The organism is Saccharopolyspora gloriosae (assembly GCF_014203325.1).
GTDB classification, from domain to species: Bacteria; Actinomycetota; Actinomycetes; order Mycobacteriales; family Pseudonocardiaceae; genus Saccharopolyspora_C; species Saccharopolyspora_C gloriosae.
In genome coordinates, this window is the sequence record NZ_JACHIV010000001.1 from 6,227,529 (window position 1) to 6,250,804 (window position 23,276).

The 23,276-nt window shown below is 71.4% G+C and carries 17 protein-coding genes; 6 read left to right on the plus strand and 11 right to left on the minus strand.

All coding sequences use genetic code 11. The annotated features are described in order from the left end of the window. Positions 1-119 precede the first annotated feature (119 nt). Positions 120-1,961, plus strand: coding sequence for a prolyl oligopeptidase family serine peptidase (locus BJ969_RS27000; RefSeq protein ID WP_184483642.1), 1,842 nt, complete (start codon positions 120-122; stop codon positions 1,959-1,961). A gap of 72 nt (positions 1,962-2,033) precedes the next feature. On the opposite strand, the gene BJ969_RS27005 is transcribed toward BJ969_RS27000, so the two are convergent. Next, a complete protein-coding gene (locus BJ969_RS27005) occupies positions 2,034-2,228 on the minus strand; it encodes a DUF1059 domain-containing protein (RefSeq protein WP_184483644.1) in 195 nt (64 codons plus the stop codon). A 70-nt stretch (positions 2,229-2,298) separates the two neighbouring features. Next, positions 2,299-4,143 (minus strand): ABC transporter ATP-binding protein, encoded by a 1,845-nt coding sequence (locus BJ969_RS27010; protein WP_184483646.1) that lies wholly within the window; start codon positions 4,141-4,143, stop codon positions 2,299-2,301. A gap of 442 nt (positions 4,144-4,585) precedes the next feature. Here BJ969_RS27010 and BJ969_RS27015 point away from each other — a divergent pair, with 442 nt between their 5' ends. Next, the gene (locus BJ969_RS27015; RefSeq protein WP_184483648.1) at positions 4,586-5,650 is read left to right on the plus strand and encodes an NADH:flavin oxidoreductase/NADH oxidase; all 1,065 of its coding nucleotides are present in this window, start codon (positions 4,586-4,588) and stop codon (positions 5,648-5,650) included. Positions 5,651-5,968: 318 nt separating this feature from the next. On the opposite strand, the gene BJ969_RS27020 is transcribed toward BJ969_RS27015, so the two are convergent. After that, the gene (locus tag BJ969_RS27020; protein WP_184483649.1) at positions 5,969-6,457 is read right to left on the minus strand and encodes a Dps family protein; all 489 of its coding nucleotides are present in this window, start codon (positions 6,455-6,457) and stop codon (positions 5,969-5,971) included. Positions 6,458-6,554: 97 nt separating this feature from the next. Beyond that, the gene (locus BJ969_RS27025; protein ID WP_184483652.1) at positions 6,555-7,112 is read right to left on the minus strand and encodes an NADPH-dependent FMN reductase; all 558 of its coding nucleotides are present in this window, start codon (positions 7,110-7,112) and stop codon (positions 6,555-6,557) included. Positions 7,113-7,272: 160 nt separating this feature from the next. On the opposite strand from BJ969_RS27025, the gene BJ969_RS27030 reads away from it, so the two are divergent. Next, entirely contained in the window at positions 7,273-8,358 is a 1,086-nt protein-coding gene (locus BJ969_RS27030) for an alpha/beta hydrolase (protein WP_184483654.1), read from the plus strand. 207 nt (positions 8,359-8,565) lie between these two features. Here the strand turns inward: BJ969_RS27030 and BJ969_RS27035 are convergent, their stop codons facing one another. Next, positions 8,566-11,061: a LuxR C-terminal-related transcriptional regulator gene (locus BJ969_RS27035; RefSeq protein WP_343071614.1), complete on the minus strand. Its 2,496-nt coding sequence runs from the start codon at positions 11,059-11,061 to the stop codon at positions 8,566-8,568. 81 nt (positions 11,062-11,142) lie between these two features. Next, positions 11,143-12,522, minus strand: a complete 1,380-nt coding sequence (locus tag BJ969_RS27040; protein ID WP_184483656.1) for an Hsp70 family protein — start codon at positions 12,520-12,522, stop codon at positions 11,143-11,145. 334 nt (positions 12,523-12,856) lie between these two features. Here BJ969_RS27040 and BJ969_RS27045 point away from each other — a divergent pair, with 334 nt between their 5' ends. The 3 genes from BJ969_RS27045 to BJ969_RS27055 all read left to right on the plus strand — a co-directional run bounded on the left by BJ969_RS27045 (position 12,857) and on the right by BJ969_RS27055 (position 17,462). Further along, positions 12,857-14,020 (plus strand): IniB N-terminal domain-containing protein, encoded by a 1,164-nt coding sequence (locus tag BJ969_RS27045; RefSeq protein WP_184483658.1) that lies wholly within the window; start codon positions 12,857-12,859, stop codon positions 14,018-14,020. 155 nt (positions 14,021-14,175) lie between these two features. Then, a complete protein-coding gene (locus tag BJ969_RS27050) occupies positions 14,176-15,987 on the plus strand; it encodes a dynamin family protein (protein ID WP_184483660.1) in 1,812 nt (603 codons plus the stop codon). Then, complete coding sequence (locus BJ969_RS27055; RefSeq protein WP_184483662.1) at positions 15,984-17,462, plus strand: dynamin family protein; 1,479 nt, start codon at positions 15,984-15,986, stop codon at positions 17,460-17,462. The genes BJ969_RS27050 and BJ969_RS27055 overlap by 4 nt, the downstream gene beginning before the upstream one ends. Before the next feature lie 307 nt (positions 17,463-17,769). Here the strand turns inward: BJ969_RS27055 and BJ969_RS27060 are convergent, their stop codons facing one another. The 5 genes from BJ969_RS27060 to BJ969_RS27080 all read right to left on the minus strand — a co-directional run bounded on the left by BJ969_RS27060 (position 17,770) and on the right by BJ969_RS27080 (position 22,958). After that, the gene (locus BJ969_RS27060) at positions 17,770-18,306 is read right to left on the minus strand and encodes a Fur family transcriptional regulator (RefSeq protein WP_184483664.1); all 537 of its coding nucleotides are present in this window, start codon (positions 18,304-18,306) and stop codon (positions 17,770-17,772) included. A gap of 83 nt (positions 18,307-18,389) precedes the next feature. Continuing rightward, positions 18,390-19,868 (minus strand): gluconokinase, encoded by a 1,479-nt coding sequence (locus tag BJ969_RS27065; protein WP_184483666.1) that lies wholly within the window; start codon positions 19,866-19,868, stop codon positions 18,390-18,392. Between the two features lie 50 nt (positions 19,869-19,918). Then, positions 19,919-20,485, minus strand: coding sequence for a Uma2 family endonuclease (locus tag BJ969_RS27070; RefSeq protein WP_184483668.1), 567 nt, complete (start codon positions 20,483-20,485; stop codon positions 19,919-19,921). A 155-nt stretch (positions 20,486-20,640) separates the two neighbouring features. Then, positions 20,641-21,693 carry an aspartate-semialdehyde dehydrogenase gene (locus tag BJ969_RS27075; RefSeq protein ID WP_184483671.1) on the minus strand — a complete coding sequence of 351 codons (1,053 nt, stop codon included), beginning with the start codon at positions 21,691-21,693 and terminating at the stop codon, positions 20,641-20,643. Next, on the minus strand, positions 21,693-22,958 hold the full coding sequence (locus BJ969_RS27080; protein ID WP_184483673.1) for an aspartate kinase: 1,266 nt from the start codon (positions 22,956-22,958) through the stop codon (positions 21,693-21,695). The genes BJ969_RS27075 and BJ969_RS27080 overlap by 1 nt, the downstream gene beginning before the upstream one ends. Between the last annotated feature and the right edge of the window lie 318 nt (positions 22,959-23,276).

The following is a 23,276-nucleotide window of genomic DNA, read 5'->3' on the forward strand; positions in this document are numbered from 1 at the left end:
TCCGGCGGGCCGTCCGGGGTCGGCCGATCGGCCGGAACGCCCGACGGAACGCGGAACGCGATCTCGGCCGGGAGCGCCGGGGCGGCGCGGCGTCGGTGGGATCGGGCAGGATCGGCGGGGTGAGCACCTACCCAGACGCGAAGATTCCGGAAGAGCTGTTCGACGACGCCGAGCGGGAGGCTCGGTGGCGGGCGCGGTTCAGCGCGCCGCGGGTGTCGCTGCCGGACTGGGCGCGGGACGCGCCGGGGCGCAACCTGTACGTCTCCAACTCCAGCGGCACCTGGGAGTTGTACGCGTGGGACCGGGATTCCGGGGAGCACCGCCAGGTCACCGACCGTCCGAACGGGACGTTCCACGGCACGCTCTCCGCCGACGGCACGCGCGTGTGGTGGTTCGACGACACCGACGGCGACGAGTTCGGGTCGTGGGTGAGCGAGGACTTCGCCGCCACCGGCGGGAAGGCCGAGGCCGCGCTGCCCGGGGTGCACGCCGGCTACCCGGCGGGCCTGGAGCTGGGGCCGACGGTCACCGGGGTCGGCATGTCCACCGACGACGGCGTCACGGTGTGGGTGGCGCGCTCGGGCGGTGCGCCGGAGGTCGTCTACGAGCACGAGCAGGACGGCGGGCTGTCCTCGCTGTCCTGGGACGAGAGCCTGCTGGTGCTCTCGCACTCCGAGCACGGCGACAGCAGGCACCCGGCGCTGCGGGTGCTGCGGGTGGACGGCGCGGAGACCGTCGCGGACAAGTGGGACGGGCCGGGCCTGGGCCTGGACGCGCTGGACTTCGCGCCGGTCGCGGGAGATCCGCGGCTGCTGGTGCTGCACGAGCGCCACGGCCGCGAGGAGCTGCTGATCTGGGACGTGCTGGCCGACACCGAGCGGGAGATCGACCTGGGGCTGCCCGGCGAGGTCTCCGCGGACTGGTACCCGGACGGCACCGCGCTGCTGATCGCGCACACCCACCACGCGCGCACCACGATGCACCGCTACGACCTGGAGGCGGGCGAGCTGACCGAGCTGTCCACCCCGGCCGGGACGGTCGGCAACGCGTCGGTGCGCCCGGACCGCTCGGTGGAGTACTCGTGGTCGTCGGCGGCCACGCCGTCGCTGGTGCGGACGTTGAGCGCGGACGGTGCCGACGAGGTGCTGCTGACTCCTCCCGGTGAGCGCCCACCGGGGTCGCAGCCGGTGACCGACGTGTTCGTACCGGTGCCCTACGGCCCGAACGACGCGGTGCACGCGCTGGTCTCCCGCCCGGCCGACGCCGACGGGCCGGTGCCGACGGTGTTCAACCTGCACGGCGGCCCGCACGCGGCGGACGAGGACCGGTTCTCGGCGTACCGGGCCGCGTGGCTGGACGCGGGCTTCGCCGTCGTCGAGATCAACTACCGGGGTTCGACGGGCTACGGCTCGGCGTGGCGGGACGCGATCGAGGGCAGGCCGGGCCTGACCGAGCTCGCCGACGTCGCCCACGTGCACGACTGGGCGGTCCGCGAAGGGCTCACGACGCCCGCGTTGAGCGTGGTCGCCGGGGCTTCGTGGGGCGGCTACCTGACGTTGCTGGCGCTGGGCACGCAGCCGGAGCGCTGGGCGGGCGGCGTCGCCGGGGTGCCGGTGGCGGACTACGTGTCGGCCTACGCCGACGAGATGGAGCCGCTGCGCGCCTACGACCGCGCGTTGTTCGGCGGTTCGCCGGAGGAGATCCCGGCGGTGTACTCGGAGTGCTCGCCGCTGACCTACGTGGACGAGGTGCGCGCTCCGGTGCTGGTGCTGGCCGGGGACAACGATCCGCGGTGCCCGATCCAGCAGATCTTGAACTACCTGGACCGGCTCGTCGAGCGCGAGGTGCCGTTCGAGTTCTACCGCTACGACGCGGGCCACGGCTCGCTGGTGGTGGCGGAGACCTTGCGGCAGGTCGCGGCGGAGATCCACTTCGCGCGTCGCGCCGTCGGCCTCGGCTGAGGTGTCGCCCGGCCCGCCCTCCGCTCTCAGCGGTTGGCGGGCCGGTGGTCCTCGCCGTGGAGACCGCGCGGCTCAGTCGGCGAGCGCCTCCTCCGGTTCGAGGAACTCGCGCAGGTCGGCGCGCAGCTGCGGGGTGTCCTCGTGGCCGTGCACCGCGACCGCGTGCGCGACGGCGGCCTGCACCACCTCGTCCTCCTCCCCGCTGATGGTGAGCGTGCAGCCCACCTCGCTCGGGTACTTCCGGCAGTCCGCCACTTTCCTGGTCATGACCGACTCCTCTCCGAGAGCGCTGCGCCCGACCGTGGCCCCGCCGGATGTTCGGGGGAAGAGGACTTGGTCACGGCCGTCCACGCGCGTGCAGCGGATCGGTGAGCCCGGCCGGCCAGGGCCGGCGCAACCGCACCGTCGGCGCGTCGTCCGGCACCGGAGCGGACAGGTCGCCGCTGAGCACGCGGCCCGCCGGGACGTCGTGCCGGACCGGCCAGGCCGCCACGGCGTCGAGCCGCGACGTCGGCTCGCCCCCGAGCACCACGACCCGATCCGCGAGTTCGGCCAGCTCCGGATCATGGCTGATCAGGATGGTCGTGCGGGTGCGGGCCAGCGCGCGCAGCGGGGCGACGACCTTGCTCTTCGACGCCGCGTCCAGCCCGTTGGTCGGCTCGTCGAGCACCAGCACCGGGGTGCGGCGCAGCACCGCGCGGGCGATCGCGATGCGGCGGCGCTGGCCACCGGACAGCAGCGCGCCCCGCTCGCCGAGCATCGTGTCGTAGCCCTCGGGAAGCGCGCGGACGAACTCGTCGGCGTCGGCTTCCCGCGCGGCGGCGACGACCTCGGCGCGGGTGGCCTCCGGCCGCGCGAACGCGATGTTGTCCGCCACCGTCGCGTGCAGCACGTCCGCTTCCTGCGGCACCAGGCCGATCTGGTCGCGCACCGCGTGCAGCGGCAGCCGGGTGAGGTCCACGCCGTCGAGCAGCACGCGCCCGGCCTCCGGGTCGTAGAACCGCAGCAGCAACCGCGCCAGCGTCGACTTCCCCGCCCCGCTCGGCCCGGTGATCAGCACGAACTCGCCCGGCCGGACTTGCAGCCGGAAGTCCCGCAGCGCGGGTTCGGTCGCCTGCGGATAGCGGAACGCGACCCGGTCGAACTCGACGGCGCGTCCGGACCGGCTCGGCGGCAGCCCGGCGGTGCCGATCGGCGCGTCGGCCACCGCGGGCCGGGCGTCGAGCAGTTCGATCAACCGCTCCGATCCGGCGCGGGCGGCGGTGACGGCCATCGTGATGCGGCCCAGGTCCTGCAGCGGCGGGTACAGGTAGCCGATGTAGGCGGCGAAGGCCATCAGGCCGCCGAGGGTGATGCGCTCGGCGGAGATCTCCCAGACCCCGACGCCGATGACCAGCAGGATGCACACCGTCTCGACCATCGTCACCAACGGCGGGTACAGCGCGGACAGCCGCGCCTCGGCCAGCTTCGCGCGGAACCAACGCGTCGAGGCGGCGCGCAGCTTCGCGTCCTGGTTGTGCTGCTGGTTGCCGGCCTGCACCAGCTCGACGTGCGAGAGCCCTTCCGCCACGACGGTGGCGATCTCGCCGTTGCCGGCGCGCTCCTCGCGGGACGCGGTGCGCATCCCGGCGGAGAAGCTGCGGGCCACCAGCCAGAAAGCGGGGGCGAGCGCGAAGGACAGCAGCGCCAGGTCCCAGCGCAGGTACAGGGCGGCTCCGGCGTAGAGCACGACGCTGAACAACGCGGTTCCCGTCTCCACCATTCCGGAGGCGACGAGCCTTTCCACCGCTTCCACATCACCCGACAACCGGGCCACCAGATCACCCGTTCTCCGGCGCGCGAAGAAATCGGGCGACAATCGTTGGACGTGCGCGAAAACGTGCGCTCGCAAGCGCACCAGGAATCGTTCGGCGGCGCGCGTGGCGAGATAAGTCCCGCCGAAGGAGGACGCCGCGCCGAACGCCGCGATGCCCAACCAGGACAGGCCCGGCGTCCAGAACGCGTCGAGGCTGCCCGCGGCCAGCGCCTCGTCGGTGATCAGCATGAACATCCAGATCGCCGCGGTGTCGGCCAGCGCGGCCAGCACCAGCAGCGCCGCCGCCACCAGCAGCCCACCGCGTTCCGCCCGCAAGAACGGGCGGAACCGGGCGAACACCTCGCGCAGTCCCGGCGCAGCGGTCATCGTTCACCTCCTCGGAGTCCCAGGAGGGCCGGCGGCGATGCGGACGCCGCCGGCCGCTCCGGAACCGGTCACTTCCGCGGCGGCTCGCCCGGAGCGGGGCGGTGCGGACGCGGGAAGTGCGGGCGCTTACCGGGAACGGGAATGGGGAAACCCATCGTGCGACCTCCTGGTCGTGATTTATTCTCTTTCGCCGGTTCCGTTCGGATCCGACGAGAACGAACCTACCGACGCCATTCCGCCGAATTCGACGCGAAAGCACTGCCAATCGACTGGGAACCGGCTGGACGAAAACCCGACGCCCGGTCGGAATTCGAATTCACAGCGCATTCCCACCCGGCGCCGAGCCAGCTCCCAGGCGGCGCCGGTAGCGACGTGTGCCACGTCGCACGCCGAGTGACGCACAACGCGGAATACCTGCGCGTGCAAGTGTGTCGGTACAGGTATGAGCCATCTCTTCGACCCGCTGAAGCTGGGCGACACCGCGATCCGCAACCGCGTCTGGGTCTCCCCCATGTGCACGTACTCCGCCGTGGACGGCCTGCCGAGCGACTGGCACCTCGTGCACCTCGGCCAGTTCGCCCTCGGCGGCGCCGGGCTGGTCATGGCCGAAGCGACCGCCGTCGCACCGGAAGGCCGCATCAGCGCGGGCGACGCGGGCCTGTGGAACGACGAGCAGGCCACCGCCTGGCGCCGGGTCACCGACTTCCTGCGCGAGCACGGCGCCACCCCCGCCGTGCAGCTGGCGCACGCGGGCCGCAAAGCGTCGACCACCGCGCCCTGGGAAGGGGGCGCGACGCTGCCCGAGTCCGACGGCGGCTGGCGGACCGTGAGCTCCACCTCGAACGCGTTCGGCGAACTCGCCGCCCCGCGCGCGCTCACCGAGGACGAGGTCGCCGCGCTGCCGCAGCAGTTCGCCGACGCCGCGCGCCGCGCCGACGAAGCAGGCTTCGAGGTCATCGAGCTGCACTTCGCGCACGGCTACCTGGCGCACCAGTTCTACTCACCGCTGATCAACGATCGGACGGACCGCTACGGCGGCGACTTCGACGCCCGCACCCGAATCCTGCTGGAGATCGTCGACGCGGTGCGCGCCGTGTGGCCGGAAGGCCGCCCGCTGCTGGCCCGGCTGTCCGCGACGGACTGGGTCGAAGGCGGCTGGACCGGGGACGACTCGGTGCGGCTGAGCCGGTCGCTGGCGCGGCACGGCGTGGACCTGATCGACGCGTCCACCGGCGGTGCCGTCCCGGACGCGCAGATCCCGGTGAGCTCCGGCTACCAGACCCGATTCGCCCGGCAGATCAAGATCGAGGCCGAGGTGCCGACCGGCGCCGTCGGCCTGATCACCTCGCCGGAGCAGGCCGAGGAGGTCGTGACCTCGGGTTCGGCGGACGCGGTGCTGCTGGCCCGCGAACTGCTGCGCGACCCCCACTGGCCGCTGCACGCCGCGGACCGCCTGCGCTCGGCGAACCTCTGGCCCAAGCAGTACGAACGCGCTCGGCGGGGGTGAGGGGGTGAGGGGGTCGTTCTGCTTTGGTGTCCGGGTAGCGGAACCTCAGCTTCCTTCTCGCTGCGGGATCTTTTTCCCAAGTGGCTCCGCCACGAGGGAAAAAGCTGTCCTCGCGAGAAGGAAGCTGAGAACCCGCCGGTGAGCGGCTTTTCGACGTGGGCTATTCGCTGCGCGAATACAGGCACGGCCTTCGGCCGCAAGGCAGACTTCGCTTCGCTCGTCCACTGCACGGCTTCGCCGTTGGGGGCTTCTCCTGCACATGAGGACGGCCGGGGGTTCGCTCGTGGGAGCGGACGCCCGGCCGTTCTTCGGGTCCGGTCAGGACTCCGTCAGCTGGGCCTGCCACATCCAGTGGGACTTCTCCAGCTCCTGGGCGATGCTGATCAGCAGGTCCTGCGAGACCAGGTCCGTCTTGTCCGTTTCGTCGATCCGGGCGCGGAGGCGGCCGATGAGCGTTCCCAGCGCCTCCACGATGGCGGCCACGATCTCGCGGTCGGTGTGCCAGCCCTGTTCGAGAGTCGGCAGCCCGGAGTTCTTCGACACCGTCGACGCCCGGCCATCGGCCGAGACGCCCAGCGCTGCGGCGCGCTCCGCCACGTCGTCGGCGAAGCCGCGAGCGGCCGTGACCAGCTCGTCGAGCTGCAAGTGCACGTCGCGGAAGAACCGGCCCACCACGTTCCAGTGCGCCTGCTTCGCCACCAGGTGCAGATCGATCAGGTCGACCAAGGTGCCCTGCAGCGCCTTGCCGGTGATGTCCTTGTCGGAGTCGTTGAGCGGGCTGGTGATCGGAGATTGGGACGCGGTCATCACGTACCTCCTCGTACCGGGTGCGCAGTCGGTTCGGGTTCCACCTGGTGGGTACCCGGCGCGCCGCGGATCAATCACCGCCCGGCGAAAGCGCAGGTCAGCCGCGGTGCTCGGCGAACTCCACGAGCTGAGTGCCGATCATGCGCAGCGTCCCGGCGAGCTTCGGGTCCGAGCACTCCCCGTCCGGCCCGAACCGGACCTCGCTGGAGTTCACCGCCGCGCCCAGCGGCGTCGGCCACCCGCGCAGCGAGTGCACCACCGAGCGCAACGCCTGCAAGGTCGTCACCGAGGCCTGCCAGCCGTACGCCGCGCCCACGCAGCCGACGGCACGGCCGTCGAAGTACGGCCGCTCGTCGTCGCGCAGGTCCTCGACGTAGTCGACGGCGTTCTTCATCAACCCGGAGATGGTGCCGTGGTAGCCCGGCGAGGACAGCACCACGCCGTCGGCGGTGCGCAGCGCGGCCACGAGTTCCTTCGCCGCGTCGGTCCGTTCGGCGACGTGCGGGTCGTAGAACGGCAGGACCAGGTTCTCGCCACCGATGGCCCGCACCGTCGCGCCCGCTTCGCGCGCCCCGTCGAGGACGGCGTGCATGGCGCGCTCGGACTGCGAGTCCGGGCGCACCGAACCGCCGATTCCCACCACGGTCACGGTCATCGTTCGATCCTTCCATCAGACGGCGCCCGATCCCACCCGGACGTTGATCACGCTACGACCTCCAGTCAGCTCCAAGTCAAAGGTTCGAGCAGGTGTCCCGGGCCACAACTACTTGCTAGTAGCCTCACCGGCACGGTCCGTTCCCGGGAGGTCTTCACCCATGTCGAAAGTCGTCGAACTGATCCCGCCGAAGCTGCGTCCCCGCGTTCTCGGCGCCGGGCTGCACGCGGCGTTCGCGCTGCCCCGCCCGCTGCGCCGGTTGATCGCGGGCGCCCCGCTGCGGCTCGACGGCCAGGAGCTCTCCCTCGACGCCCAGCTGCTGCTCGCGATGCAGAAGCTCACCGGCAGCACCCGGCTCTCCGCCGACACCCCCGAGCTGGCCCGCGAGCAGATGACCCAGTCCAGCGGCATCGTCAACCGCGCCCCGCTGACCGGCGTCGCCGTCGGCGAACGCAGCATCCCCACGCCGAACGGGGAGCTCGCGGCCCGGTTGTACCGGCCGCAGGAACTGACCGAGCACAGCCCGCTGCTGGTGTTCTTCCACGGCGGCGGCTGGGTCATCGGCGACCTCGACAGCCACGACGACCTGTGCCGGTACTTCGCCAAGACCGCCGGGGTGCGGGTGCTGTCGGTGGACTACCGGCTGGCCCCGGAAGCGCGCTTCCCCGCCGCGTTCGACGACGCGCTGGCCGCGTTCCGCTACGCCGTGGACAAGGCGGGCGAACTGGGCACCCGGCCGGACCTGATCGCCGTCGGCGGCGACAGCGCGGGCGGCAACCTCGCCGCAGCCGTCTCGTACCACACCACGCGGCAGGCGGAGCGCGCTCCGGCGTTCCAGCTGCTGATGTACCCGGCGGTGGACGCGTCGGTGCGGCGCCGCTCGCGGGAGCTGTTCGGCGACGGGCTGCTGCTGACCGACGGCGACATGACCTGGTTCCTCGACCAGTACACGGGGCCCGCCCTCGACCGCACGGACCTGCGGCTGTCGGTGCTGCTGGCCGAGGACCTCAGCGGCCTGCCGCCGGCGCACGTGGTGACCGTGGGGTTCGACCCGCTGCGCGACGAAGGCGAGGAGTACGCGCGGCGGCTCGCGGAAGCCGGTGTGCCGGTGGTGGCCCGCCGCTTCGACGACCTGATCCACGGCTTCGGCAACCTCCGCCAAGCAGGCACCCGCTTCAACGAAGCCCTCAGCGAAATCGCCGGAACACTACGAGCAGGCCTCTCCCTCAACACCCCCACCAAGTAACCGGCGGAGCGCTCACCGTCTTATCAGCGGCGAAGCCGCTGAGCGGCGACCCAGCACGCAGCCGGACCACCCGCGGGTTCTCAGTCGTCTTCTCGCGAGGACAGCTTTTTCCCTCGTGGCGGAGCCACTAGGGAAAAAGATCCCGCAGCGAGAAGACGACTGAGGTTCCGCCACCCGCCCCACCACGCAGGCCGAGGGGAAATCTCCTCAGGAATCCAGCATGGTGCGTAGGCGGGTTAGCAGGTCTTCCCGGGAGGTGGCTCCGAGCCGCTGCTTGATCCGGCCGATGTGGTGCTCGACCGTCTTGGCCGAGATGAACAGCCGCTTGCCCACCTGCTTGTAGGTGAGGCCGGACAGGACCAGTTCGGCCACCTCCCGTTCGCGTTCGCTGAGGAGGTTCTGCTCGCCCTGCTCGCCGACCGACCTCGGCCGGGCGGGTTTGCCCTGCAGGGAGCGGGCGCATTCGAGCAGCGCCAGCATCGTCGGGCGGTCGGCGGTGCGCAGCGCGGCCTGGCCCGCGAGCCGGGCTCCGTCCCAGGTGAGCCCGGCCGCGTGCAGTCCGCGCGCGGCCTGCTCGGCCTGGTCCCGGTCGACCTCGCCGGCGAGCACGCCCAGCCAGGTCTTCGCGGCGGCGGCCATCGCGGCCGACATCGGGTTGTGCGCGGCCATCGCTTCCAGCGCCGCCACGTGCGTGCGGGCGCTGTCGGCGTCCTCGCTCACGACCGCGGCCTGCAGGCACTTCCACCGCAGCAGGCCCGACCACAGCGGCGGGTCGCCGAGCTCGCCGAGCAGGGCGAACGCGGCGCGCAGGTGCGGTTCGACCCAGTCCTGGTCGTGCAGCCGCGCGCAGGACACGGCGAGTTCGCCGAGCGCGAGCAGCCCGAACAGGTCCGCCGGGTGTTCGGCGATGGCCTGGCGGGCCCGGCCGCGCACCGCGTTCAGCGCGGTCGTGTCGTTGTCGCGGTTGGCGATCCCGGCTTCGATCGCGGTGGCCAGCAGCCGGTCCCGCGCCTGCAGCGAATCCGGCGAGCACACCGCGGCGTCCAGCGCGGTGCGGGCCGCGGGGGTGTCCCCGCGGGCCAGCGGGATCCACGCCGCGAGCAACCGGTGGCGCACCGCCAGCATCGGTCCGCCGCTGCCCGCTTCGATGGCACGCCCCACCACGGAGGACGCGACGTCGAGCTCACCGCAGTGCAGCGCCGCCAACGTCGCGATGGCCGCGGGCGTGTCCGGGACGAGGGTGGCGCCCCCGACCGGTTCGGCCAGCGACGCGGAGCGGGTCAGCTGGGACAGCGCGGTCACGGCGCTGCCGGTGATCGATTCCCGGAGCCCGTCGACGAGCTGGTCGGTCGAGCCGGACAGCGAGGTGGGCGGCCCGGGGTCGGTGACGGAGCCCAGCAGCCCTTCCGCTTCGGCCAGCCGTCCCGTGCCGATCAGCGACACGGCGGCGTAGGCGCGGTCGCCGGGCCAGCGCAGGTGCTCCGCCGACCAGCGGCACAGCTGCGCGGAGCGGGCCGGCAGCCCGCGGTGCGCGAGCACGCTCGCCGCGACCTGCACGCCCAGCGCCCGGTCCGGCACCGATTCGTCCACGATCACCGCGTCGGCCAGCCGCAGCGCCTCGTCGAAGTTCCCGGCGATCGCGGCGGCCCTGGCGCGGCGAGCGGCCAGCCGCGCGGGCGGGGTGCCCGCGGAGACGGCGGCGTCGAAGAACCGCGAGGCGAGTTCCGGCGCCTGCTCGGCCGCTTCCACCCCGGCCTGCTCGAACGCCTCGGCCAGCGCGTCGTCGGCGGTGGCGGCCGTTTCGGATTCCAGGAAGGGGCGCAGCAGCCCCAGCACCGGACGTCCCCGGTCGAGCTGCACGCGCACCAGCTTGCGCACGATCCGCAACCGCTGGTCGACGGGGGTGAGCAGCTGCACGGCCTTGCGGACCAGCGGCAGCAGCTCGTCGGAGCCGTCGGTCAGCCCGCTCGCCCGGATCGCCGACAGCGCGGGCACGACCGCGGCCGGGTCGAGTTCGAGCAGCCAGGCCAGCACGTCGGGGTGCGCGGCGGCGCCGACGGCGATCGCGGCGGCGCACGCGCGGCCTTCCGCCCCGAGGCCGTCGATCTCCTGCTGGACCTGCTCGACGACGCGCGACGGCACGCCGCGCCGGGTGAGGTCGTGCGGCGAGAGGTCGGCGAGCACGCCCTCCACGAGGCGCGGCACGCCGCCGGTCTGCGCCAGCAGCCAGTCCAGCCATTCGGCGGGCGGTTCGGAGCCGAGACCGCGTTCGACGCGGGCGGCGAGGTCGTCCCGGGCGTACCCGGTCAGCACGACGGGCGGCGCGGTCCGGCCCAGGGCGTGCACGAGCTCGCTGAGCTCCGCGCCGCGCGGCCACGGCCGGTAGGCGACGATCAGCCGGGCCCGCGGGTGCCGTGTCAGTTCCCGCACGGCGCGCAGCGCGGAGTCGTCGAGCCGGTGCGCGTCGTCGACGATCACGGCGGTGGTCTCCGGGTCGACTCCGGCGGCGCTCGCCGAGACCGGTACTCCGGCGGCCCGGTAGGCGGCGGCGAGCTCGTCGAGCAGGGTGGTCTTGCCGCAACCGCCCGCCGCCTGCACGCCGACCTGCACCGGCGCGGCGGGGGCTTCCGCGATCGACTCCCACAGCCGCACGGCGCGCAGGCCGGTGACCAGGTCTGGGACGGTCGCTGTCGGGTGGTTCACAGGAATCCTCGGTTCACGGAGACCTCGTTTCACGGGTCACTCGGCAGGGGCACTCGGAGAGACGGGCGCGGGTGGTGCGGCTCAGCGCTGCTGGCTGGTGATCGGGCTGGCCGGTTGGGTGCCGCCCACGCCTTGCACGAGGGTCAGCACCAGGCCACCGATGATCAGCAGCGCCGCGGCGCTCAGCTTGAGGATCTTGAACAGTCGTTGCCGGTCTTCGTCCGGCGGTTCCAGGTACATCGGTTCGACCTGCACGGGCGGCCGGACGGGGGCTTCGCGCTCCGGTTCGCCGTCGATGACGTCCAGGCCGCCGGAGCCCGGACCTTCGACGCGCATCAGCACGCTCGTCTCCGCGACCGACGCGGCCTGGTCGCTCACCGAGGACAGCACTCCGACGGCCGAGACCGCCGCGCCGCGGGCCGCGACGAGCTCCGGCGCGGCGTCGACCTGCGGGGTCCGTTCGAGCCGCTCGGCGACGAGCTGCTTGGCCATCGGGGTCCGCATCGTGCCGCCCGCGAGCACCAGCGCCGAGAGGTCCTCCGGGCTCACCGCCGCGGACTGCACGGCTTGCAGCAGCAGCTCCGGAACGCGTTCCAGGTGCGGGCGGGCCAGCTGTTCGTAGCGGGAGCGGGAGATCGCGAAGTCGGTGCGCAGGTTCGGCAGGTCCACGCGGACGGTCGTTCCCGGGTGGTGGGACAGAGCTTCCTTGGCCCGGACGCAGTCGGCGCGCAGCCCGGCGAGCGCGGCGCGGTGCTCGGGATCGGCCGGATCCATCGCGTCGAGCTGGGAGCCGAGTTCGGCCCGCAGGTGGGCGAAGACCTCGTCGTCGAGGTCCTGCCCGCTCGGGTGCCCGGAGTCCAACGAGGACCCGAGCACGTCGAAGCCGGGAGCGCGGCGGCGCAGCACCGTCGCGTCGAAGCCGGTGCCGCCCACGTTGGCGACCGCGACCGCGTCCTGCTCGGCGACCTGCTGCTTGCTCGCGTAGTCGAGCGCCACGGCCAGCGGTTCGGGCACCAGCGTGAGGTCGCGCAGGCCGAGACCCGCGAGCGCTTGGCGCACCAGGTGGCTGCGGAACGGTCCCCACGCCGCGCTGTGCGCGACGGTGATGTGCTCGGCCGGGTGGCCGAGCTGCTGGGCGACGTTGTCGGCGACCCACTCGACCACGGCCGCTACCAGTGCTTGCGCGGTGACGAACTCGCTGCCGACCAGCAGGGGGGCGTCGTCGCCGACCTGGCGGGTGAATCCGCGGACGACCCACTCGTGGTGGGTCAGTTCCTGCCTGCTCGCCGGTTCCCCGGCGACGAAGGAGCCGTCCTGGACTCGGCACAGCACCGTCGGAACGGTGTGCCCGGTGGAGCTCAGCGGCAGCGGGGTGGCCGCACCCCACCTGCCGCCTTGGCGCCGCGCGATGGCGGCGGAGGTGGCCGTGGCCCCGACATGGATCCCCAGGACGTAAGGCATGCAACCCCTTCCCGTGATCACCTTCCGGGTCATCGGACGGTACTCGGGCCGCACGGCCGGGGAAGTCCGGTCACGGGGTCGAGCCGACCGCCCGATGACACTCAGGGCGGTGACAACTTAGCGCGTGTCCGATCACAAAGCGCTGACGGATCCCCCCATGCGTCCCCTAACCGAGCCATGGGCGCATCCCCTAATAGTGTTCGCACTCACTAGGAGTCGTACCCGATGGCCGCGAGCACAGCCCGCAGTAGCGTGCTCGCTGGGAGTGAGGGATCGGGCACGACCTTCACTCGGTCACACGTAACCGAGTTCCGCTGAGTCAGGAGAAAGCGTCATGATCCACTCTCAGCCGGATGATGCCCCGGATCGTGCCGAGACCCCCACTTCCACCCCGGGGGCGCAGGACGCGCCCAGCCAGCCGGACGGCCCGACGCTGTACGAGTTCCTGACGCGGCTCGTCACCAGCCCGGACGCACAGGCGGCCTTCGACGCTGATCCGCGCGCCACGCTGGATCACGCCGGACTCGGGGACATGAGCGCGACGGACGTGCTGCAAGCATCGTCGCTGGTGCTCGACTACGCGCCGGTCGAGATCGCGGATGAATACGGCCGCTCGCTCCAGAGCAGCGTCGAGAAGTTCGCCGCGAGCACCCAGCATGTCGCGATCAACGAATTGCATCCCGCACAGCCACACGAGCAAGAGATGGAACTGAGCATGCTGCCTCCGCACAACACCCCGGCCCCCTCCCCCGAAGCTCCCGCCGGTGACACCAACATCGACATCGAGCAGAACGACTCGCACAACCTGATCAGCGTGCACGACGTGCTCAGCGGCAACGACGTCGCCAACGGCGTCGGCAACGTCGTGGGTGACACCACCTCCGACGCCACCAACACGGTCGACAACACCGTCAACACCGTTGGCGACGTGACCGGCGACGTGACCGGCACCGTGGGCGACGTGACCGGCACGGTCGGCGACGTCACGGGCGCCGTGGGCGACGTGACCGGTGCCGTGGGCGACGTGACCGGCGTTGCCGGTGACCTGACCGGCGCTCTGCCCGCCGGTGCCCCCGCCGGGATCGAGGGTGGCGCCCTGTCCGGCGTCGCCGGTGGCGCGCTGGACACCGTGGGCGACGTGGCCGGCGGCGTGCCGGTCGCCGGTGACATCGCGGGCCCGGCCGTCGACACCGTCGGTGGCGTGGCCGGTGGCGCCGTGGGCACCGTCGAGGGCGTCGCCGGTGGAGCCGTCGACACCGTCGGTGGCGTGGCCGGTGGCGTCGTGGGCGGCCCGGTCGCCGACGTGACCTCCGCGCTGCCCGCGCCGGCCGACCTCCCGGTCGTCGGTGACGTGGCCGAGCAGCTGCCGGTCGACGACGTGGTCTCCCACCTGCCGGCCCCGAGCGACCTGCCGGTCGTCGGCGACATCGCCGGCCCGGCCGTCGAGGACGTCGCGGGTGCGGCCACCTCGGCGCTGCCGCTGGACGGCCTGCTCTGATTCCAGGCCCCCGGGCTTGATCAAAGCGAATTGACCCGAAAGCCGGGTTCGCACTCCTCGTGCGAACCCGGCTTTCGCGTTACCACACCACAGTCCTGACACAAGTCACCCGCTCGGGTTTCTCTTCTGCCACTGAACGGTCCACAATCGCTCCTGTGATCGAGACGGCGATGGTGGAACTGATCGATCGCGCGACTGCCGAATGCGCCGAGCAGCAGCGCCCCGACCTGCACAACCGACTACGGCAGATCCGCACGCGCGTCCTGGACCCAGCCCAGCTCGTACTGGTCGTGGGAGAACCGAAGCAGGGCAAGAGCGAACTGATCAACGCGTTGGTCAACGCCGCCGTGTGCGACTCCGGCGAAGACGCCACCACGCTCGTGCCCACTCTGGTGCGCCATTCCGAGCACCCCACCGCCCAGGTGATCGAGCAGGAACCGACGAGCGGGCACGCCACCCTCGACCGGTTCCCGGTGCCCGTGGAGCAGGTGCGGGAACGCATCGACCAGGCCATCAGCAGCGGCAGGCCGGTCAGCCGCGGCGAAGTCGGCATTCCGCGCGCCGTGCTCAAGGACGGCCTGGTGCTGATGGACACGCCGGGCGTCGGCGCCACGTCCGCCACGCTCACCGCCCGCACGCTCGGCGTCGTCGCCGAAGCCGACGCGCTGCTGATCGTCTCCGACGCGACCCAGGAACTCACGCACAACGAGCTGAGCTTCCTGAAGAAGGTCACCAAGCTGTGCCCGAACGTGGCCGTCGTACAACCCAAAACAGACATAACGCCGCATTGGCGAAAAGTGGTGGAAGTCAATCAACGCCACCTCGCGGGCGCGGGCATCAACACCAAGATCTTTCCGGTGTCTTCCACGATTCGGATGCAGGCGATGCACGCGAAAGACGCCACGCTCAACACCGAATCCGGATTTCCGCAGCTGGTCGAATACCTGCGCGGCGAAGCACTCGGGCAGCACGATCAACTCACCCGGCGGCTCGTGGCGCAGAACGTCGCCGACGCGGTCGACGAGCTCAGCGAAACGTTGAAAGCGGAACTCACCGGACAAAGTCCGCGAACCGCCGCGGAAACGCTGATCGAACTGGAAACCGCCCAACGCCGCTCCGAAGATCTGCGGCGGGTCACCGGGCGCTGGCAGAAGACGCTCAGCGACGGCGTCGGCGAAATGTTCGCCGACATCGAGTTCGACTTCCGGGAACGCAGCTGGGCCATCACCGGCCAGATCGCCGAGACGCTCGAAGAAGCCGACCCGGTGGTCGTGTGGGACGACTTCGTGGAGTGGCTCGACAACGCGCTCATGACCGCCATCGAGGAGAACTTCGCCTGGCTCGAAGGACGCCGCGAGCAGCTGCGCGACCGGGTCACCGACGAATTCCTGCGCGAGCACCCCAGCATGCGCCCGCAGATCGAGCAGGTGTCCATCCCGGACCCGTTCGACCAGGTCACGCCGTTGAAGAAACCCAGCAACGGCACCTACAAGCAGCTCGACCAGGTGCTCACCGGGCTGCGCGGCTCCTACGGCGGCGTGCTCATGTTCGGCCTGATCACCAGCATGGCCGGGTTGCCGCTGATGAACGTCGTGTCCATCTCCGCGGGCCTGCTGCTGGGCAGCCGCAGTCTCAACGAGGAGAAGGACGCCCGGCTGCGCCGCCGCCAGGCCGAGGCCAAGACGACCGCGCAGCGCTACGTGGAGCACGTCGTGTTCCACGTGAACAAGGAGGCCAAGGACGCCATCCGGGCCACGCACCGCGCGCTGCACCAGCACTTCACCCAGCTCACCGAGGAAGCGCAGTTGGAGATCAGCAAGGACATCCAGAACATCAAGCGCGTCGCCGAGCGCAGCGCCGTCGACCGCGAGGACCGGGCCCGCGAGATCCGCCGGAAGCTGGAAGAGCTGGCGCTGCTGCGCAGGCGCGCCGGGATGCTGACCGCGAACCGCATCACCGCGGCATGAGCAGGCCGGACACCCCCCAGGACGGCCTGCTGGAGCGGTCCCGCGCGCTGCTGATCCGCACGATGACGTTCTACCGGGACGACCCGCGCACCTCGGCCTGGCTGCGCGGGCGGCTGGAACGGCTCGAGCAGCCGCTGCGCATCGCGGTCAGCGGGCGGGTGAAGTCCGGGAAGTCGACGCTGATCAACGCGTTGGTGGGCCAGCACCTCGCGCCGACCGACGCCGAGGAGAGCACCCAGGTCAACACGTTCTACCAGTACGGGCCGGAACCCCGGATCACCGTGCACACCCCGCACGGGGCGGTGCAGAACGTGCCGGTGACGACGCTGGACCCGAGCACGATCCGCGACCTGCAGCGCTGGCGCCCGGACGAGGTGTCGCGACTGGTGATCGAGGCCCCCGCGCCGGGCCTGCAGGCCATCACGCTGCTGGAGACGCCCGGGGTGTCGTCCTCGGCGATGCAGGACACGGGCCGCTCGGCGCTCGCGCAGATCCTGTCCGAGGCGGACGCGCTACTCTACCTCACGCGCTACCCGCAGCAGACCGACGTGCAGTTCCTGCAGTCGGTGCACGAGTTGCAGCTCGCGCGGCGCGCGCCGATCAACACGATCATCACGTTCTCCCGCGCCGACGAGATGGGCAACGGCGGCAGCGGCGCAGTGGCGGCGGCAGAGCGGATCGCGCTGCGGTTCCGCGACGAGCCTGCGGTGCGGTCGTTCACGCAGTACGCGATCCCGGTGATCGGGCTGCTGGGGCAGGCCGCGGCCACGTTCACCGAGGCGGACCTCGCCGCGCTGGTGGCGTTGCGGCAGTTGCCGGAGAAGGCGTTGGAGACGCTGCTGCTGTCCTCCGACCGGTTCTCGAACAACCCCACGCCGGAATCGGTGCCGCCGAGCGTGCGCCAGGACCTGATGAACCGCTTCGGGCGGTTCGGCCTGGCCCAGGCGTTCACCGCGCTCGGCGAGGGCATCACGGACCACAAGCGGCTGAGCGCGACGCTGCTGGAGGCGAGCAGGCTCAACGACCTGCAGGAAGCGGTGCACCAGCAGTTCATCGAACGCCAGGACGCGCTGCGGGCGCGGTCGGTGCTGCTGGCGGTGGACATGGTGCTGCGGGCGAACCCGCGGCCCGGCGTGCAGCAGCTGCGCGGGGAGTTCGAGCGGCTGCTGTCGAACGCGCCGGAGTGGGAGGAGATGCGGCTGCTGTCGGCGTTGCAGTCCGGTCAGCTGAGCTTCCCGCGACCGCTGCAGAACGACGCGCGGCGACTGCTGGGGTCGCACGGCCCGGGCGCGGCGGCCCGGCTCGGCCAGGAACCGGACACCCTGGAGTCGATCTTGGCGGACGAGGCGGGCGCGGCGCTCGCGCGGTGGCGCGACCAGGCGGTGAACCCGCTGCACGACCGAGCCCACCGCGACGCGGTCCGCGTCGTGCTGCGCAGCTGCGAACGGCTGATCGCGTCCCGAGTCCAGCCCTGAGAACCCGCCCGTGAGCTTGCCGCGCCAAGCAAGCGACATCACCGACCATCGTCCTGTCAGCGGCGAAGCCGCTGAGCAGTGACCAGCAAAGCAACCGGCACCGCCGCGGGTTCTCAGTCGTCTTCTCGCGAGGACAGCTTTTTCCCTCGTGGCGGAGCCACTAGGGAAAAAGATCCCGCAGCGAGAAGACGACTGAGGTTCCGCCACCCGCCCCCTGCTCAGGCCAAGATCAAAGACAGCCCTGGGCCCTCGGATCCAGGTCCGGACTCGCCGGTCCGGACCTGGATCCTTGTGGTGGGAGCCGCAGTCAGCGGCCAGGGGCGCGACCGGATCGGGCGCCCCGGTTCGGGTCGGCGAGCTGGTCGCCGGTCGGTCGTGCGGCGGAACGGCAGTCCGGGCACACGCCCCAGTACACGACCTCGGCCTCGTCCACCGCGTACCCGGCGGAGTCGGACGGGGTCAGGCAGGGCGCGGCGCCGTGCACGCAGTCGACGTCCTCGGTCCGGCCGCAGCGGCGGCAGACCAGGTGGTGGTGGTTGTCGGCGGTCCTGGCCTCGAACCTGGCCGGGTGACCGGCGGGTTCGATCCTCCGCAGCAGTCCGGCCGCGGTGCACGCGCGCAGCACGTCGTAGACGGCCTGCGTGGAGACCCCGCCGAGCTCGGGTCGCACCGCGCTCACGGCTTGGTCCGCGGTCGAGTGCGGGTGCCCCGCCAGCCAGCGCAGCACCGCGACGCGGGGCTTGGTGACCCGCAGCCCGGCGTCGCGCAACCGGCTGCGGAGGGCGACCGCGTGGCCGTCCGCAGCGTCGGTGTGCCCGGTACCGGGATCGCTGTGCTGGTTCATCGCACCAGCAGTATGCCACGAACAAACTGGAACCAGTCAAAACAATGCCGGTCCGGTGTCGATCCGCGGCCGAACGCGGGTGGTCAGAGCTCCAGGGTGCGCAGCGTCCGGTGCAGCTGGTCGACCAGCGGGCGGCGGCGGGCGAGCAGCTCCGCCGCGTCGGCGTCCGGGGCGACGACGCGTTCGGGCCGCACCAGCTCGGACGCGGATTCCAAGGAGTCGAGTTCGCCGAGCGCCCGCCAACCCAGCAGCACCGCACCGAGCCCGGACCCGCCGCTGCTCTCGGCGAGTTCCAGCTCCATGCCCAGCGCCGCGGAGATCGCGGCGGCCCACACCTCGCTGCGGAACCCCCCTCCGGTCGCCCGCACGGCGCGCACGTGCGCGCCCGCGTCGTGCACGGCCTCCTTGACCAGCGCCAGCTGCTGCGCCACGCCCTCGACGACCGCGCGGGTCATCTCGGCCCGCCCGTGCGACCTGCGCAGCCCCACGAACGCCCCGGTCAGACCCGGCTCCCACCAGGGCGCCCGCTCCCCCAGCAGGTACGGCAGGGCGAGCAGCCCTTCGGCGCCCGGTTCGACGGCCAGCGCCTCGTCGAGCAGGTCGGCGACGTCGACGCCGAACGTGTCGGCCGCCCACTGCCCCACCACGGCACCGTTGCTCACCGCGCCGCCGATCACCCAGAGCCCGTCGGCGAGGGCGTAGCTGAAGGTGCGGCACGCGTCGTCGACACCGGGCCGTTCCCGCACCACCCGCAGCGCCCCGCTGGTCCCGAGCGACAGCGCGGCCACCCCCGGACTGGTGGCACCGACCCCGAGGTTCGCCAGCGGCCCGTCGCCGCCGCCGAGCACCACCGGCAGCCCCTCGGGCAGTCCGGTGGCCGCGGCCATCCGAGCCGTCAGCGGCAGCGACTCGGTCGGCGCCTTGATCTCGGGCAGCTGCTCGGCGCGGACTCCCGCCACCGCCAGCGCCGGCTCGTGCCAGTCCAGCGAGTGCATGTCCTGCAGCCCGCTGCCGGAAGCCAGCGAGTAGTCGGTCACGAACTCGTCGACGAACGCCCCGAACACGAAGTCCTTCAGCGCGCCCCAGCGCTCGACCCCGGCGGTGAGGTCGGTGCGCTGCCCGGTCAGCCAAGCGAGCTTCACCATCACCGACTGGGTGTGCACCGGCGTGCCGGTGGCCCGGTGCAGCTCGGCGGCGGCCCCGGACTCGTCGGCGCGCAGCCGCTTCGCGACCTCGGCGGCGCGGGTGTCGGCCCAGTTGAACGCCGGCGTCACCGGTTCCCCGGCCGAGTCCAGACCCACCAGGGTGTGCATCGCGGTGCTGAACGAGAGCGCCCGCACCTCGTGCCCCTGCTCGCGAGCCCAGGTCACGCATTCGGTGAGCGCCTCGATCGCCGCGTCCCGCACCTGCCGCGGGTCCTGCGTCGCCTCGCCCGTCTCGTCGGTCCGCAACGGGTAGCCGCGCTCGGTCTGGTGCAGCACCTCGGCGTCGCGGGTGGCGGCGACGACCTTCGTCGCCGTGGTGCCGAGATCAATGCCGAGAACGACCGGTGCGGAGCTCATGACCCCAACCTAACCGGGCCGGTCCCGAAAACCGGAAACCCGGTTCCAGGTCATGGCGGACGTCCGGACGAGGCCCAAAGCAAGCCGGCCAAGTCGAAGTCGAACGCATCACGCCACACCATGCGAACGCCGCCCACCTCCGGGGTGGTCCCCCAGTGATGAACCAGAACCGGTGACGATCGGAAATCGAAGCCCCCGAGATCGATCGTCGAGTAGCACGGGATCTCCGCAGCGGCGTACTCGGCGCGCTTCGTCACAAGATCCCGGTCGCGGGAGCCCGGTTCGACGATTTCGACCAGACCAAGCACGTCGGCGGCGGTCAGGTAATCGATGTTCACATCGATCAGCTCGGCGGTGGTGATCACGACGTCGGGCAGGCGCACCGTCGGCGGATCGGCCGCGGAGGTGATCAGCGGAGGTCGGTAGACGACCTCCAGCGCATCCGGAATCCGGGCCGACAGCTCGCGGCACACCTTGATGACCGCGCGCTGGTGCAGTGGACGAGACCTCAGCGGGACCGCATGCCCGTGTTGGATCTCGAAGCGGAATTCGCTCTCCGGCAAGGCGAGCCGGTGGGCGAAGGTGGGCACGTATTCGCTATGCGTCGTGTTGGTCATGCCTGATACATCGCCACCAGACGAACAGAACTTCAGACCGGCAGAAGATGAACACACGTTCGAGCGAACTGGCGTTCGACACTGAATCCGCCAGGCAAAAGAAGGGCGCCTTCCTCCCGGCCAGGAGGAAGGCGCCCGTCAGCGAGGTCGCGAGGTCACTTCACCAGCGTCTCGGCGATCTCGTAGGTGTTCAGCGCCGCACCCTTGCGCAGGTTGTCCCCGCACACGAAGAAGTCCAGCGTGTTCGTGAAGTCCAGCGCCTGGCGCACCCGCCCGACGTAGGTCGGGTCGGCACCGACGACGGCCGCCGGCGTGGGGAACTCCAGCTTGTCCGGGTCGTCCTGCAGGACGATCGAGGACTGCGCCTCGAACACCCGGTGCGCCTCGGCCACGCTCACCTCGCGCTCGAAGACCGCGTGCACGGCCAGCGAGTGCGTGGTCACCACGGGAACCCGCACGCAGGTCGCGGAGACCTTCAGCTCCGGGATGCCCAGGATCTTGCGGGACTCGTTGCGGACCTTCAGCTCCTCCGAGGTCCACCCGTCGTCCTTGCGCGAACCGGCCCACGGCACCACGTTCAGCGCCAGCGGCGCCTTGAACGGCGTCTCCTCCGGCAACCCGGCGGCGGCCAGCGCCTCGGCGACGTCGCCGCCGCGCGCGCCGACCTGCTTGCCCGCCAGCGCCTCGATCTCCGCGTGGAGCCGGTCGATGCCTTCCTGACCGGCGCCGGAAGCGGCCTGGTAGGAGGACACGACGAGCTCCTTGAGCCCGAACTCGCGGTGCAGCGCACCCAGCGAGGCCATCATGGACAGCGTCGTGCAGTTCGGGTTCGCGATGATGCCGCGCGGCCGCTCGTGCACCTTCTCCGGGTTGACCTCCGGCACCACCAGCGGCACCTCGGGGTCCATCCGGAACGCGCCCGAGTTGTCCACGGCGATCGCGCCGCGCTCGACGGCGATCGGCGCCCACTCCGCGGAGATCTCGTCCGGCACGTCGAACAGCACGATGTCCACGCCGTCGAACGCCTCCGGGGCGAGCTCGACGACGGTGCTCTCCTGCCCGCGCACGGTGATCTTCTTGCCCGCCGAGCGCGCGGAGGCGATCAGCCGGATCTCGCCCCACGGCACGGAGTCGCGGTTGTTGATGATGTCGATCATCACGGTGCCGACGGCGCCGGTGGCGCCGACGATCGCAACGGTGGGAGCCATCAGCGACCACTCCCCGCGTACACGACCGCCTCTTCGTCGCCACCGAGCTCGAAGGCGCCGTGCAGCGCGCGCACCGCGTCCTCCAGCTGGGTGTCCCGGATCAGCACCGAGATGCGGATCTCCGAGGTGTTGATGATCTCGATGTTCACGCCCGCGTTGGACAGCGCCTCGCAGAACGTCGCCGTCACCCCGGGGTGCGAGCGCATCCCCGCGCCGACCAGCGACACCTTGCCCACGTGGTCGTCGTAGACGACCTCTTCGAAGCCGACCTCGGACTTGATCTTCTCCAGCTCGGCGACCGCCTCGGCGCCGTTGTCGCGCGAGACCGTGAACGTGATGTCGGTGCGCCCGGAGCTGCTGCCCGAGACGTTCTGCAACACCATGTCGATGTCGACCTCGGCGTCGGCGACCACGCGGAAGATCTTCCCCGCGACGCCTCGGTTGTCCGGCACACCGCGCACGGTGACCTTGGCCTCCGACCGGTCGTGCGCGACGCCGGTGATCATCGCCTGTTCCACGGAAAGGTCCTCCACTGAGCCGGAAATGAGCGTTCCGGGCTTGGGTGAGTACGACGAGCGGACGTGCAGGGTGACGCCGTAGCGGCGGGCGTACTCGACCGCGCGCAGGTGCAGCACCTTCGCGCCGGTCGCGGCCAGCTCCAGCATCTCCTCGTAGGTGACGTGCTCCAGATGCTTCGCGTCCGGCACGATCCGCGGGTCGGCGGTGTAGACACCGTCGACGTCGGTGTAGATCTCGCACACGTCGGCGTTCATGGCGGCAGCGACGGCGACCGCCGTCGTGTCCGACCCGCCGCGGCCGAGCGTGGTGATGTCCTTGGTGTCCTGCGCGACGCCTTGGAAACCGGCGACGAGCACCACCTGCCCCTCGGCGAGCGCTTCCTGTACTCGACCTGGGGTGACGTCGATGATCCGCGCGTTCTGGTGCGCCGAAGTGGTGATCACCCCGGCCTGCGAACCGGAGAACGAGCGGGCCTGCTCGCCGAGCGCCTCCACGGCCATCGCGACGAGCGCGTTCGAGATCCGTTCCCCCGCGGTGAGCAGCATGTCCAGCTCACGCTCCGGCGGGGCCGGGTTGACCCGCTGGGCCAGGTCGAGCATCTCGTCGGTGGTGTCACCCATCGCCGAGCACACGACGACCACGTCATTGCCCGCTTTGCGGGTCTCCACGATGCGTTCGGCGACCTTTTTGATCCGGTCGGCACTTTCCAGCGAGGAACCGCCGTACTTCTGGACGACGAGCGCCACGTGAAACTAACCTCCTCGCGCCGTTCCTCGGGTATGGGTGCCCGGAGGAAGCGGTCGTCCCGGGTGCGGGGGTTGTCCCACACTGACGCCGGTGGACGAAGAGCACCAGCGCGGTCACACCGAGTCGATCGGCGTGCCGGGGAGCCCCGCGACCAGCGAGAAGCAGCTTCGACCTGGCTGGTCGAGCGGTCCGTGCCTGGTCGCTCCGCTGCTGCGCCAGCCTACCGAACCGTTACCGCCCAGACCCATAGCCGTGACTGACGACTAACCTGTCAGGCCGGTTTGTCGACAAGGGCGGAGGAGCGGTTTGTCCACCAC